A 13,750-nucleotide genomic window follows, 5' to 3' on the forward strand; every position below is an offset into this window, starting at 1 on the left:
CTATCCGGACAAGATTCCCAACTTTGTGGCCAGTCAGACTGGGGCCAAGGTTTACATGCTTCCGGCCCATGTGGAGGGGGTACCTGAGGCTAAGGATTATTTTGCTTTGTTTGATTATTTGATCGCCAAGCTCAATGAAGCCATAAGATAAATGAAACTGGGAGGTGTAGGAGAAAAGTATCTACTCTCCTACTCTGATAAGATTGGAAGAAATAGCCGAAGCCGCACAGATCGCCTGTTTGCTAGAGGTAAGTGCAACTAAACCGGGTAATGTAAATCGGTTTTATAATTTTAAAGATACCCGGTACGAGGATTTTCTTTTAAGTGCTGTTGCCCTAGGTGGAGCGTTTCGAGAGATTGATAAAGCCACTGTAGGAGAAACGATTTTAAAGGCTGTCCGCTCAACCCGTAAATACGTAAAGACCAATACCAATCTGGGAATGATTTTGCTATTTGCCCCTATTGCTAAAGCCTATGCTCTGGGAAGAACAGGAGAATGGAAAACTGGAGGAATGGAGGAACGGGAGAGCGGGTACCTGGTAACGCCCTCCCCGCCCTCTTACTCTGCCCGGGAACTACGTACTGACCTTGCAAAGGTCTTAAATTCTCTGACGGTGGAGGATGCGAGAAATGCATACGAAGCGATTCGATTGGCCAATCCGGGAGGGATGGGAAAGGTAACAGACCACGATATCCGTGAAGAAGTTCAGGTGTCCCTGTTGGAAGCTATGGCGGCAGCAGCTCATCGAGACTCCATCGCGAGGGAATATACAAGCCGGTTTGAAATTACCTTTCATCTGGGATATCCTACCCTGCAACGCTATTTTACAGAAACCCGGGATCTTGAAAAGTCTATCGTCCAAACTTATCTGACTCTTCTTTCTGAAATTCCCGATACTCTGATCACCAGAAAACAGGGGCTGGATGTGTCGCAGAATGTTATGACGAGAGCCAGAGAAGTTTTACAGGCCGGAGGAATCTTCTCGGAAGTTGGAAGGCAGAAATTGCAAGAACTGGACAAATTCCTCCGAAGTCGAGATAATCAACTCAATCCCGGCACTACCGCCGATTTGACAGCAGCCGCCCTGTTTGTTATTTTTTTATTAAATGGAAAGATACTACAAATGCTCTAAATGCTGGAACGAGTTTGATTATACAGAAGTACCTGAAAAGAAAAATCCAGTGGAAGAACTTCAACTGGAAGCCTGTCCCTATTGTGGAGCGAAGGAAAGCCTTCAGGAGCTACTCACAGGTAGAACGCCCATTCTCCAAACCATAACCCATTTTTTCAAAACGCCCTCGACTTTCATAGAGGGAGAGAACATCCACTACGTTGAGAAGGTTTTTTCGGAACAGAATCGACTCATCCTTAAGCTCTTCACACCCCTGGGTCCTGAGAGTGAAGAAGTTCAACTCGATGAGCTGATCCTGCAGAGAAAGGATCCGGACGGATATAAATCCATGGGTCGTCTGGCCAAAGTAGGAAAAATTCTCTATGTAGATCCTATCCAGGATCCGGTTACCCAGGCCTCTTATTTGGCTCTTAAAATCGAAAAGCAGAGTTGGGAAACGGTGATGATCCTCCGGCTGGAACTTTATCCAGATGGGAGTTTTTTTGTACACTTTGAATAAAAACTGTCTGTTGTCCGAGGTTTGTTGTCGGTACTTCGGGTTATGACTCCAATTGTTTTAAACGATTGATTAAAATCGTTACGGCGAAGCGACAAGGGACCCTGGACCATAGACGATGGATTACATTGTTGTCGGAACTTAAATGCCGAGAATATACGATTCCCCTAAATCGTCCTAAGATTATGGGTATTCTCAACGTAACCCCGGATTCTTTTTCCGACGCCGGACAATTTCTCGATCTTGGGAGGGCCCTGGAACACGCCCATCGAATGGCCGAAGAAGGAGCCGATATTCTGGATATTGGAGGGGCTTCAACCCGGCCTGGAGCCGAGCCGGTTTCTATAGAGGTAGAGCTTCAACGAGTTTTGCCGGTGATCCAACGACTTATCCATACGATTAAAATTCCTATTTCTATCGACACCTACCAACCGGAAGTGGCCAAAATCTGTTTACAAGAAGGGGTCCATATGGTTAATGATGTAACGGGATTGAGAAATCCGGCCATGCGGGAGGTGGTTGCCGAATTTCAGGTCCCTGCAGTTATCATGCACATGTTGGGAGAGCCCAAGACCATGCAAAAAAACCCCTACTATGAGAATGTTATCGAGGATATTAAGAAGTTTCTAGGGGAGCAGGTTCGACAGGCGAAATCAGAAGGTATTGAACAGGTCATTGTAGATCCGGGAATTGGATTTGGGAAAACCCTGCATCATAATCTCGAAATTATTCGAAATTTAAAAGCTTTTAAGTCCCTGGATTGTCCCCTTCTGCTGGGTACTTCTCGGAAAACCTTTATTGGAAAGATTACCGGTGTAGAGAATCCCCAGGACCGATTGGAAGGAACAATTGTGACCAATATTATCGGGATTATGAATGGGGCCGATATAATTCGGGTCCACGATGTAAAGGCTTGTAAGCGGGCCATCCAGGTTTATGAAGCCATATTTTTCCCCTGATAAGGCTTCACCTCATGAAAATCCTTTAATTCTTGCCTCAACTCTAACACTGTCTTTTTGAAGATGGGATGTATCCAGGTTGGATTCAGTTCAGCCAGGGGAATCAGTACAAACCCACGCTCATGGAGTCTGGGATGAGGAATTTCCAGATCAGCTTCCCTGAGAATCAAGTCGTTGTAGAAAAGGAGATCCAGATCGATAACCCGGGGCCCCCATTTGATGAGGTAGGTACGGCCCATCCCCCTTTCTATTTCTTTACATCTAAGGAAAACCTCTCGGGGAGGTAAGGAGGTTTTAATTTCTACAACACAATTTATAAACCAGTCTTGATGCGCATACCCTACCGGTTCGGTATAATATAGGGAAGAAATCTTGCTAACTTCGATCCCCGGTGTAGCCTGGAGTTGATGGATTGCTTCCTGGCAGTTTCTGACTTTGTCCCCTACATTGGAACCGATTCCGACATAAGCTGTTGTCTCCATTGAGATATGAAAACCCGGGAGAGATCCGGAGGTTGGGTTACTACTCCCGACCCTCTATGATCTCCACCCCGGTATTCTGCCCATGGACGGGGAAGAGAGTCGCTCTAACTTTCCCATGGAGAAATTCCTCGACCTTAGAGGCCAGTTCCTGTGCCTGCTCGTTTCCTTTTACCAGGCCGTAAACGGTCGGACCCCAGGAGCTTTGCCCGGCTCCGGCGGCTCCGCAAGCCAGCATATATTCAATCAGTTGCTCACAGATCTTATCTGCAAATAATCCCCCCTGGACGGTCTCGAAATAACTTCCTACGAGTTTCTGGATCTGGGTTAAAGCTTCACCGAAAACTTTTAAATTTTCTTCGATCAAAGCCGGTAGCATTTGCATGACCAGAATTCTACAGACTTCCCCAACCCGGTAAGGAGAGACAGGAAGAAGCTGTTCAAAGGCCCGTTGTTCTTTTTCCCCACTTAAACCTTTCTGGATTTCAGGAATAACAACTAAAAACATCCAGTTTTCGGGGAAAGGATATCGGAAAAGGATCGGAGGAGGGGAAATGTCTCTTTGATGGGGGGGAGGAGTCCGGGGATGTCCTCCATCGACTAAAAACCCGCCCTGGGTAAAGGCTCCAATCCCGATTCCCGAGCGACAACCCCGTACCATGACTCTGGCCAGTTCCGGGATAGGGATGTCCTTTTGAAAGAATTTAGCCAAACCGAAAGCCACCGCCAGGGATAACTGAGTCCCAGACCCCAATCCCACATGCTCAGGAATTCTCTCCTTAAGATGAACCTTCACCGGCTCTTTAATATTATAATGATGGAGAAATCGCCTGACCAGAACTTCCACTTTACCGGTGGTATCTCCCTGGATCATCAACTCCCCGGCTTCGGATATTTCTAAAACTATTCCCGGCTTGTGAATAGTTACACCAATACTACCGAAGATCCGATTTAAAGAACCGTTTAAGTCCAGTAATCCCAGATGAAGCCGGGAAGGTGTTTTAAGAGTTAAAGTCATTTTGAAATCTGGCTTATCCTTTCCTATCGGAGAGTATAGGGGTATCACCTCTATACTCCCACGACCCTTCTAAGCCCCCCTGGAAGGGTCTTCAAGGCCATCTTTCTAAGTCACTACGGCTTCCGTATTTGCAGCCTGCCGGACGTAGTTCATAAGATACTCCATGGCCTGTTCCTCCTGAAGCCCACCGGTCTTTTTAACAATGACGGCAAACTCTTCAAATTTCTCTAAAATCTTTTCTACTCCAATAAACCTGATCCGCGTGGCTAAAATAGCTGCCTCGATAATAGCATTCTTGGCCCGATTAAACCCGATAAAATCCCGGATCCGACCTCTTTTAACAATCCGGGTTGTAAACCTTGCACGTTCACTGCTACAATCCACTTCCGATACCACAAACTCATAATAGTAGCACGTATCCTTCAGCACGAAACCCTGAATACATTCTGCCGGAAAACTCTCGAACTGTGGGGATGATACCGCACTTTCGGCAAAAATTAATACATTATCTGTAATATGAACAACCCCCTGGCGCGTAGCCAGGAGATTTCGATAGGTAGTTCCTTCCTTATAAGGTCGGATGATAATCCTATCCTCTTCTAGCACAACCCCCATGGGGGCAAAATTGACCTGACCTTGCTCGTTGATGGTTGAAACAATAGTTTCAGTAATCACAAATCTTCAAAAAATCTGACCGGTTATTTCCTACTACCAGGCGAAAGTAAGAATCTCCCCGTATATCCTCGACCCATTCCAGGGTCCCCTGGGCCTGAATGACCTCTCCCTTACGAGCTCCACAGAACCGACCCCGGTAAGAAATCAGTTCTTGAAGAGAATCCAGACCCTTTTGAAAGCTAAAAAAGGAAGGGGAAAAGGTATCAGAAAATGGAAGCGGTTTCCTTTCTATCCACCGAACACGACGAACGACGAGGGGATAGCGACAGGGTGTAAACAGCGCTTCCTCATCATTCTGAACTATGCCTTCAACCCAGGCCGTTCCCATAGGGGTATACACGCAGTCTTCATATCTTTCCGTGATCTCATCCCTATCCTTTAACAATCGAATATAGAAATCAAGAGTTTGTTGGGCCGAAGGAATACCTTTACATACTTTTCCTACTTCAAACTTACCTTGAAGCCGCTTCCGCCGTTCAAACTTTACGAATTCTTCAAAGGAAAGAGCCGTATCTTGGGATCGAAATTCCCACAATTTCCTCAATTCCTCCGGTCGATAGGGACGTATGGGACTATCCGGATTTTGAAAAAGCTTCGCCATGCCTTCGTAGACCTTAAGACCCTGTTGAGAGCCATAAACAATCCAATCAAGGTCCGACCGGGGTGTGGCCAGTCCCACAAGAAATGAACCTGAGATACCCAGGGCCGTAAGAGGGATTTGGGATGCCTCCTGGAGGATCCTGACGAAACTCCTTAGAATTTCTCCATGGGGTTGAGAAATTGCAGATTCTTCGTTCATAACCTCCCACAGATATTCTTGAGGTCGATATATTTTCCCTATACGCTCGTGAGGAACAGCTTGAAGAATGGTATCCTGGATCCGTTGATCCTGATAAAGATAATGGGGAAATTTCTCCTTTAATATCTGATAGCGATCGTTCAATGCATAGACCTTTTTATAACGAACTCCGTTTCGAAGGCGAGTCCCGTCTGGATCAGGGAAGTAGCGGAGAAAGGCGATCACATGGGTTTTGGGATGGACGAACCCCTTGACATCAAAAATAAGATGTTCCACGGTCTCTATAAAATCACCTTCCCGGGCCGATATCATAGAGGTATCCCTAAACCTTGAGCGAAATAATTATTCCTCGATCACGCTTAACAGTAAATCCAGTCCAGTACGCTTAACAGTAAATCCAGTCCAGTACATGTTCATGGGCTTCTTTGATACCCAGATGGGTCACAATATTTTCAAATATACCGCCTTCGATCCCATTGGCTATAATGGCGGCTCCTATGGCCGATTCGAAACCTTCTTTATCATTTTGTAATATCCGGGTAGGATAACGATGGCCTAATTTTTCCTGGACCCACCGTTTATTTCTTCCCGTTAAAAGAATAGAATCCATGTGATAGAAATGCATAAAGGCCAGGAGTTCCTTTTCCAGGCTTTCCCAGAATGCTTTCTCTCCATACCCGGGGAATTTCTCTTCGAGATCCAGGAATCCTCCCCTGTAAATTTGGGCTTTGGTATTAAAATTATAAAGATATGCCAGCTCCCCATCAATACTTCCACGACTTTTGGGTCCCATACAACCCGCCGTACCACCCAAGGCATCGATAATCTGACCGTCCTTTACCACAAGTAAACAGGTAAAAGCATATCCTACTTCCAGCATCAGAAAATTCATGCCCTGAAAGCCTCTGCTATAGGAAGAATCCTCGAGGGAAGCATCTTCCAGCAGTATTTTCTCAACAAACGCAATGGAGCAGAGTTTATCTGAAGTTCCCAGGTCAATTTTATTGATTTTACGATATACGGGAATGGAAGGAAGAAGTTTAACAGCAGGGATACAATAAGCCTGGATATTTCTCGGTTTGAGGATTTCTAAAAATCTACCCAATCCCAATTCCCGAGGCTCTCCTTTTTTGAGGGTCATCTCAAAAATATCCTGCTCCTGAATCTCCTGAACTTTCTTAAGGGGAATACCGAATCCCGAAGGAAGAACTATGGGAAGCGACGGATATCTGGCGACTATCTCATCCAGATAGGATAAAACCTGTAGGCTATCCTCAAATTCCCGAAGGTCTTTAACTTTTCTCCCTTCAAGGAGAGCTACTTTCCAGGATTTCGTGCCGTAATCAATACCCAAAGAGTACAAAACTGCAGGAGGTGGGGAGTGGGCAAGGGTCCACTTTGGATCTTACTGCACCCCGCTCAGGTCCCACCTGTTTATTACGAAGAAGTTCGGACAATCTCCACCCCTACATAGTTTGCATTTTTAAGTACAAACTTCTTAACCCGAATTAAGACTTTTTTCGTTGGATACTTGCTTAAAATAAAATGGGCTATTTCTTCTGCAACGGTTTCAATAAGGTGAAACTCTCTATTTTCTAGAAATGCCATGACACTTCGATAAACCTCAGAATAGCTGATAGTTTTCTTGACATCGTCTTCGCGAGCCGCCGCACTGAAATCTCCATAGATTTCCAGATCAATCAGCAACTTTTGCTTTCGGGATCTTTCAGAATCCGAGACTCCTACCCGGCCTTTGTAGAGTAATTCTTTAATGATAATTTTATCTTCCATAAAAACCACTAAACCTCATCTTCATTTAAATATCCCCATCGTAGTTCTTCCTCTTGAATAAATTTCTTGCGCAACTTCAAAGCAATCTTGGCCTTCATAAGTTCCTGACCCAGATAAAAAGCATGGGAAGGATCTCCCCGGATGTCCAGTTGGGAGAAGATTCTCTGAATATCGGTATCTTTGATAAAGGTTGTGGCATTAAAGACATAGATATATTGCCCATCAATAAAAATCCTGAAATTTCGATCCTTGATAAGACTTTGCATTTCCAGCATTTCTGCTTCTGAAAGATAATCCGTTTTTCGATCCTTAATGGTCAAAAGGCTATCATCGAGGTCTTTGGGGAGCCTGTTATTCTTATAGGTATAGTACATGAGCCTTCGGGCTTTATCTATCTCCCGAACAGAACCCCGGGCCCAGTTGGCTACTTCGGTTGTCAGGACATAGTTGATATTCAACTCGGTCATAAATCCCACACAAAGTGCATTAATTCCGGTACTATCGGCGTCGGTCAACTCGGTAATATTGCCTAAACCCATGAGCATTTCGGCGGAAGGATATTTCTGACGAACCACATAGTAGCGATAAAAAGACTCTGCCAGGCCAAAATTGATGGGATTCAAGATGGGATCGATGATATAGTTTTTAACCCCTTTTTTTTCTAGCTGTTCAATATTAAGATCTAGGGATTCAAGACCTGCCCCAAAATCGGGTATAACCACCGGAATACAGTTTAACTCTGAGGCTATGTCCATATTTTGGGAATTAACACTCAGCAGGTAATCCACACCGGCTTTATTAGCGGCCAAGATCTCTTTTTTATTGAAGGTATCAACACTCACCGTGAAACCTTCTTGTTTTAGAAGGGTAATCACCTCTCCGATACCGGGGAATTCTACATCGGGTGTACATCCTACGTCAATAATATCTGCACCACTTTTTTTATAGTAATGGGCCAGGGCTAAAATCTGTTCGGTACTCAGCAAAGGAGCATCGTTGATCTCGGCCAGGATCTTCAGTTTATATTCCCCATAGCCTATTTTCTTCTTTTTAAAACCAAAAAAATCCGGAATGTCCTTTAAATCTTTGGGGCCCTTCTCGACTTTGACTCCCAGGGCTTCTTCAATGGCCTTTATATCTACCACACACATTCCTGAAAGGAGGATTTGATCACACTGAACCCCTTTCAAGTTCCGGATAATAAAGGGCGTCGTCATCAAAGCGGCTACACTGATTTTTAACACGGCCACTTCATATTCAAAGTCCGGCTTCATCTCCGCTAAGGTCTCCCTCAGAGCCTTCTCGGCCAGTTTACCTGTGACGAATAAAATTTTCATTCCCTGATGGGGTCAGAAGTTCAGAAGTTAGGGTAAGGAGGCTTTTAACCTTCTAACCTCTAAACCCACATCCCTCCGTGTACATGAATGATTGCGCCGGTAATATATCGTGCCTTCTCTGAGATGAGAAAGCTAACCAGCTCGGCGATATCACCGGGTGCACCCAGGTATCCCAGTGGAACTAATTTTTTCCATTTCTCTTTATTTTCTTCTGAAAAGCGGGCGTATTCCTCGGTTTCGATAAAGCCGGGATTAATGGCATTCACCCGGATGTTAAATTTTCCTTCAGAACGGGCCAGATACTTTGTCATCATCATCAGGCCGGTTTTAGCAATATAATAGGCAGGGGCCTCGAAGACGCCTATGGCCATGGGAACTTCGGCATTTAACGCTCCAATGTTGATAATGTGTCCATTCCGACGGGCTCTCATACTTCGCAGGGCATGTTTCGTACAATAAAAGGCGCTACTTAGATTACCATCGATCATACGATACCATTCCTCATCGGTGGTATCGAAAAGGGATCGAATTAAGTAAGGCCCTACATTGTTAACCAGAATATCCAGATGCCCAAACTGTCGGATCGTTTCCTCAACCAGATATCTTGCTTCGTCTGCCTTTGAAACATCTGCCTGGATTGCTATAGTCCCAGGAGATAAACGCTTTACTTCTTCCAGGGTACGTTCAGCCACCATTTTATTGGAACAGTAATTCAATATGGGAATGATACCGTCTCGTGCCAGTCTTAAAGCAATTTCTTTTCCAATCCCTCGGGTACTGCCGGTGATCAAAGCAATTTCTTTCTCAGACATGAAAACGGGAGTCAGAATTCAGAATCTCTTTTGGAGGTACCGTCTACCTTCAAAAAAATCTACCCCTTAAAGAGAAAAAGTTGGAATCTCTTTGTTTCACCCTCTCCTTTTCTCTTTCAGGGGTCGTTTCTTCTAAACTAACCTCCCTTCCCGACGTGGGAAAGGAGAACCCGGGGATGGCCTGGGGCTTAACTCTTCCCTCACCCCTTCGTCCCCTCTCTCCCGAGTTGGGAGAAAGGGTTAGGGAAGGGGAACTGGAAGGGTCTGTAAAAATCCTACCCCAGAAGGCTCCCTCTTCTGAAGCCCCGAAAGAGGAATACTTTGTTTACTTAGTTTTGCTTAACTTTATAAGCGGCCCTCACCCCCGGCCCCTCTCCCACAAGGGGAGAGGGGAGTTGGGAAGGAAAAGCAGCACTATAAGGTCAAAAACCAAGTAAACAAGGTAGGAGTCCGGGATAAAGACCTGAAGAGTTACTTTGTTTTTATTCTGACTTCTGACTCCTTAACTTTCTATTTGACAATTCCCTTATCTTTGTGCTTATAGTAGCTACAAGATATGCTTGCGTCAAGCTTTTACAGTAGTCCTGGAAAAAATCTCCTATCTGAAGTAAAGTAGAAAGTTAAGAATGCCGTAGGATAGGCATATACAGGCTTTCAGGAGTAGTTTTTGAGCTTGAGCCGGATCTTGAGAAAAGTTCCTGAATTTTTTAATAAAGAAATCATTCCTCCAGTGCGGTAGAGATATTATCCAGATAACGTCCCTACCGTGTATTAACAAAGATGCAACTTTTAGTCAGTGTGACCGATGTCGAAGAAGCTGAAAACGCCATGGAAGGTGGCGCAGACATCATCGATATTAAGAATCCATCCGAAGGTTCTTTGGGTGCAAATTTTCCCCACGTGATCCGAGAAATTGTAAGCAAAATCCCTTCTTCTCTCGAATCCAGTGCGACCCTTGGAGACGTTCCCAATTTACCCGGCACAGTTTCTTTAGCCGGAGCAGGCGCAGCGTGGTGTGGGGTAAACTACGTAAAAGTGGGGCTTATGGGGGTTCGTACCCTGGAGGATGCCATTTTTCTCCTGAAACAGCTCCGCCATGCCGTCAAGATGATTAATCCCCATATTAAGGTTATAGCGGCCGGTTATGCCGATGCGGCTATGGTTAAAGCCTTAAATCCCCTCCTTCTTCCCCTGGTTTCCTCACAGGCAGGTATTGAGGGGTGTATGATCGATACGGCAATTAAAGACGGACATAATCTGTTTTACTATTTAAATCGAGATCAGCTTGAGAATTTTGTCACGGAAGCCCAGGGATCTGGTTTAATCTGTGCCCTGGCAGGATCTTTACGTGAGGTGGACATACCCCTTATCCAGGAGCTGGGTGCAGATATTATAGGTCTTAGAACGGCCGTATGTGAAGGGGATCGTGTCCGTGGGCGAGTTAGCAAAAGTAAAGTTCAAAGGATCCGTTCGATTCTGGAAATGAAATCTTTAAATGGCCATCTCCAAACGACATATCCATGAAAAAGTTAATTCTTTGCCTGATTGGAATTCTGCTCTTACGGCCTGGGATAGCCGGAGCCCATAACAACAGCATTAGTTTCTCCGAAATTAAAATCTATCCCGATCACATCCAATACGATCTCAGAACTATTCTGAGCGAGTTTATAACCCATGCTGTTCTTGCAGACGATAACGGAGATCAAAAACTCGATGAGGTAGAACTTCAGCATCACAGGCAGGAAATATACGAATATTTTAACAAGCGGATCAAAATCCAGGGAAGTTCTCCCTACACTTTGAAATTAGACTCTATAACCCTTTCAGAAAGTGGGATGCCTTCCATTACCTTCCACCTGATTTTTACGCCTAAAAATCGAAAGGTTGGAAGTTTTACCATCTCTTGCAAGATATTTGAAGATGTTCAGAACCATCGAAGCCTGGCCAAGATAACGTCCGGAGAAGAAACCCGGCAATTTGTCTTTACGTTGGATAACCAGTATGAAAGGAAAGTGGCGGAAGAAGATCAAGACTTTTTCTCCTTAGAGGGAGCTTCAGGGGTTCGAAAGATCCTTATCGCCTTGCTGATACTGATGGGAATTGTGGGTAGTTTGTGGTTTGTCCGACGAGCTTTCCGGACGCGCGCCCCTTTACAGAAGGATGGGTCGGATGTAGATATTATAACAGAAGTGGATAAAAAGAACTGAGGTTGAATTTTGTTGAAAGCAAGCCTTTCATACCTAAGACAGAACAGTGAGAAAAATGCAAAATTCCAATTTTGATCAACTGGTTGAGGTCATGCGAACTTTACGCAGTGATAAGGGTTGTCCGTGGGACAAAGAACAGACACTCAAAACTCTTAAACCTTTCCTGGTAGAGGAATGTTATGAAGTTTGGGAAGCCATAGATGAAAATAACCCTGAAAAGCTAAAAGAGGAATTGGGAGACCTTCTCTTCCAGATTATTTTTTATGCCCAGGTTACCGCCGAACAATTGGGATTTAACATCTACGACGTGATTGAAACAATTAAACAAAAGATGATACGTCGACACCCCCATGTTTTTGGGGAAGTGAAGGTGAGAGATTCCAAGGAGGTTCTGGTTAACTGGGAGGAAATGAAGAAGAAAGAGCGTGGGGCTCAGAGTTCTGCGCTGGATGGGGTTCCCAAAAATCTTCCGGCTTTACTTCGGGCACACCGGATCCAGGAAAAAGCGGCTCGGGTTAGTTTTGAATGGGAAAATATCCAGCAGTGTCTGGATAAGCTGGGAGAAGAAGGCGCAGAACTTAAGGAAGCCTTGCAGGAAAGGGATCCGGATAAGATGGAAGAAGAGTTGGGAGATGTTCTCTTTGCTCTGGTAAACGTAGCCAGGTTCATGAAGATCAACCCCGAAGAAGCCCTTCAAAAGGCCATCGGGAAGTTTATCCGGCGTTTTCAATATGTAGAAGCCAAGGTGGCCGAACAGGGCAAAACCATGAAAGAGACCCCCCTGGAAGAGACCGTCCGATTGTGGAATGAAGCCAAGGAGAATTTATCATGAGCGCTGTTTTTAAAGGATTACGGGTTATCGATCTCACCAAGATCATCGTAGGTCCGCTCTGTACCATGCTACTGGGGGATATGGGTGCCGATGTGATCAAGGTGGAAAAACCGGACTCTGGAGATGATAGCCGTTACTGGACCGCAGACCCTCGTTATGAAGGATACAGCCCCTATTTTCTATCTGTCAATCGGAATAAAAGGAGCTTAACTTTAGATTTAAAGCAGCCGGAAGGGGTTGAAATTTTAAAAAAACTCATCGAGAAGGCCGACGTATTGGTTGAGAACTATCGACCGGGAACCATGGAACGGATGGGTCTAGATTACGAAACCCTAAGGAGATCCAATCCCGGTTTAATTTATTGTGCACTTTCCGGCTATGGTTCTTCGGGACCCTATCGGGATTGGGGAAGTTATGATGTAATTATTTCGGCTGTCGGGGGGTTGATGAGTATCACCGGAGAAGAAGGTGGAAAACCGGTCAAAGTAGGGGTTGCGGTGGGGGATATCATCACGGCCCTTTATGCTTACGGTGCCATCGTCTCAGCCCTTTACGCCCGTCAAAGCAGCCAGAAAGGACAAAAAGTAGAAGTCTCTCTTCTAGAAAGCCAGATCGCTTCCCTCATTAATATTGCCAGTGATTATCTCAACTCAGGAATTATACCCCAAAAGTGGGGAACGGCCCATGCCACCATTGTACCTTACCAGGCATTCCCGGTCAAAGACGGTTATATTGTGATCGGTGCAGGAAGCGATGTATTATGGAAAAAACTTTGTAAAGTCCTGGATCTGGAGGAACTCGCCGAAGATCCGAGATTTCGCACGAATCCACAGCGGGTTAAGCATCGAGACCTTCTTGTTAAAATCCTCGAAGAAAAACTTCAAACTTCGACCCGGGCGGAATGGCTGGAAAAACTCAATAAGGAAGGAATTCCGGCCGGTCCCATCAATAATCTGGACGAGGTCTTTCGAGATCCCCAGGTTAACCATTTGAAGATGGTCCAGGAAGTAATGCATCCTCGAATGGGAAAGGTAAAACTGATTCGAAATCCTGTTACTTTTTCTGAAACCCCGGCATCGATTGATCTACCTCCTCCCTTGCTTGGAGAGCATACAGAAGAAATTTTAGAACAGCTTCTGGGTTATCATCCCGAACAAATCCAAGAGTTAAAGAGGAAGGGAGTTATTTAAATGAAACCGGCAAAAAGGAGAT

General features: G+C 45.1%; 15 protein-coding genes. 7 read left to right on the plus strand and 8 right to left on the minus strand.

What is annotated here, in order from left to right; all coding sequences use genetic code 11:
* Positions 1–203 precede the first annotated feature (203 nt).
* From VNM22_11240 to folP, 3 genes are all read left to right on the plus strand, one after another.
* Positions 204–1,133: a triphosphoribosyl-dephospho-CoA synthase gene (locus VNM22_11240; GenBank protein HWP47726.1), complete on the plus strand. Its 930-nt coding sequence runs from the start codon at positions 204–206 to the stop codon at positions 1,131–1,133.
* Positions 1,108–1,632 carry a hypothetical protein gene (locus VNM22_11245; protein HWP47727.1) on the plus strand — a complete coding sequence of 175 codons (525 nt, stop codon included), beginning with the start codon at positions 1,108–1,110 and terminating at the stop codon, positions 1,630–1,632. The genes VNM22_11240 and VNM22_11245 overlap by 26 nt, the downstream gene beginning before the upstream one ends.
* Before the next feature lie 65 nt (positions 1,633–1,697).
* Positions 1,698–2,588, plus strand: a complete 891-nt coding sequence (gene folP, locus VNM22_11250) for a dihydropteroate synthase (GenBank protein HWP47728.1) — start codon at positions 1,698–1,700, stop codon at positions 2,586–2,588.
* On the opposite strand, the gene folK is transcribed toward folP, so the two are convergent.
* The 8 genes from folK to VNM22_11290 form a co-directional block, all read right to left on the minus strand.
* Positions 2,564–3,070 (minus strand): 2-amino-4-hydroxy-6-hydroxymethyldihydropteridine diphosphokinase, encoded by a 507-nt coding sequence (folK, locus tag VNM22_11255; protein HWP47729.1) that lies wholly within the window; start codon positions 3,068–3,070, stop codon positions 2,564–2,566. The two genes, folP and folK, sit on opposite strands and share 25 nt — an antisense overlap.
* A gap of 40 nt (positions 3,071–3,110) precedes the next feature.
* Positions 3,111–4,085 carry a beta-ribofuranosylaminobenzene 5'-phosphate synthase family protein gene (locus VNM22_11260; protein ID HWP47730.1) on the minus strand — a complete coding sequence of 325 codons (975 nt, stop codon included), beginning with the start codon at positions 4,083–4,085 and terminating at the stop codon, positions 3,111–3,113.
* A gap of 105 nt (positions 4,086–4,190) precedes the next feature.
* On the minus strand, positions 4,191–4,760 hold the full coding sequence (locus tag VNM22_11265; GenBank protein ID HWP47731.1) for a DUF447 domain-containing protein: 570 nt from the start codon (positions 4,758–4,760) through the stop codon (positions 4,191–4,193).
* Positions 4,750–5,871, minus strand: a complete 1,122-nt coding sequence (locus VNM22_11270; protein HWP47732.1) for a hypothetical protein — start codon at positions 5,869–5,871, stop codon at positions 4,750–4,752. The genes VNM22_11265 and VNM22_11270 overlap by 11 nt, the downstream gene beginning before the upstream one ends.
* Positions 5,872–5,944: 73 nt before the next feature.
* A complete protein-coding gene (locus VNM22_11275) occupies positions 5,945–6,922 on the minus strand; it encodes a DUF1464 family protein (GenBank protein ID HWP47733.1) in 978 nt (325 codons plus the stop codon).
* A gap of 74 nt (positions 6,923–6,996) precedes the next feature.
* Positions 6,997–7,350: a dihydroneopterin aldolase gene (gene folB / locus VNM22_11280; GenBank protein HWP47734.1), complete on the minus strand. Its 354-nt coding sequence runs from the start codon at positions 7,348–7,350 to the stop codon at positions 6,997–6,999.
* A gap of 8 nt (positions 7,351–7,358) precedes the next feature.
* Positions 7,359–8,687, minus strand: coding sequence for a DUF6513 domain-containing protein (locus tag VNM22_11285; protein ID HWP47735.1), 1,329 nt, complete (start codon positions 8,685–8,687; stop codon positions 7,359–7,361).
* 59 nt (positions 8,688–8,746) lie between these two features.
* A complete protein-coding gene (locus tag VNM22_11290; protein ID HWP47736.1) occupies positions 8,747–9,499 on the minus strand; it encodes an SDR family oxidoreductase in 753 nt (250 codons plus the stop codon).
* Positions 9,500–10,279: 780 nt separating this feature from the next.
* Here VNM22_11290 and VNM22_11295 point away from each other — a divergent pair.
* The 4 genes from VNM22_11295 to VNM22_11310 are packed head-to-tail and all read left to right on the plus strand — an operon-like array spanning position 10,280 to position 13,728.
* Entirely contained in the window at positions 10,280–11,023 is a 744-nt protein-coding gene (locus VNM22_11295; GenBank protein HWP47737.1) for a (5-formylfuran-3-yl)methyl phosphate synthase, read from the plus strand.
* Positions 11,020–11,706: a hypothetical protein gene (locus tag VNM22_11300; protein ID HWP47738.1), complete on the plus strand. Its 687-nt coding sequence runs from the start codon at positions 11,020–11,022 to the stop codon at positions 11,704–11,706. Before VNM22_11295 ends, VNM22_11300 begins: the two co-directional genes overlap by 4 nt.
* Before the next feature lie 55 nt (positions 11,707–11,761).
* On the plus strand, positions 11,762–12,538 hold the full coding sequence (mazG, locus tag VNM22_11305; protein HWP47739.1) for a nucleoside triphosphate pyrophosphohydrolase: 777 nt from the start codon (positions 11,762–11,764) through the stop codon (positions 12,536–12,538).
* Positions 12,535–13,728: a CaiB/BaiF CoA-transferase family protein gene (locus tag VNM22_11310; GenBank protein ID HWP47740.1), complete on the plus strand. Its 1,194-nt coding sequence runs from the start codon at positions 12,535–12,537 to the stop codon at positions 13,726–13,728. Before mazG ends, VNM22_11310 begins: the two co-directional genes overlap by 4 nt.
* Positions 13,729–13,750 lie beyond the last annotated feature (22 nt).

The sequence above is a fragment of the Candidatus Limnocylindrales bacterium genome (genome assembly GCA_035559535.1).
Taxonomy (GTDB): Bacteria; Moduliflexota; Moduliflexia; order Moduliflexales; family JAUQPW01; genus JAUQPW01.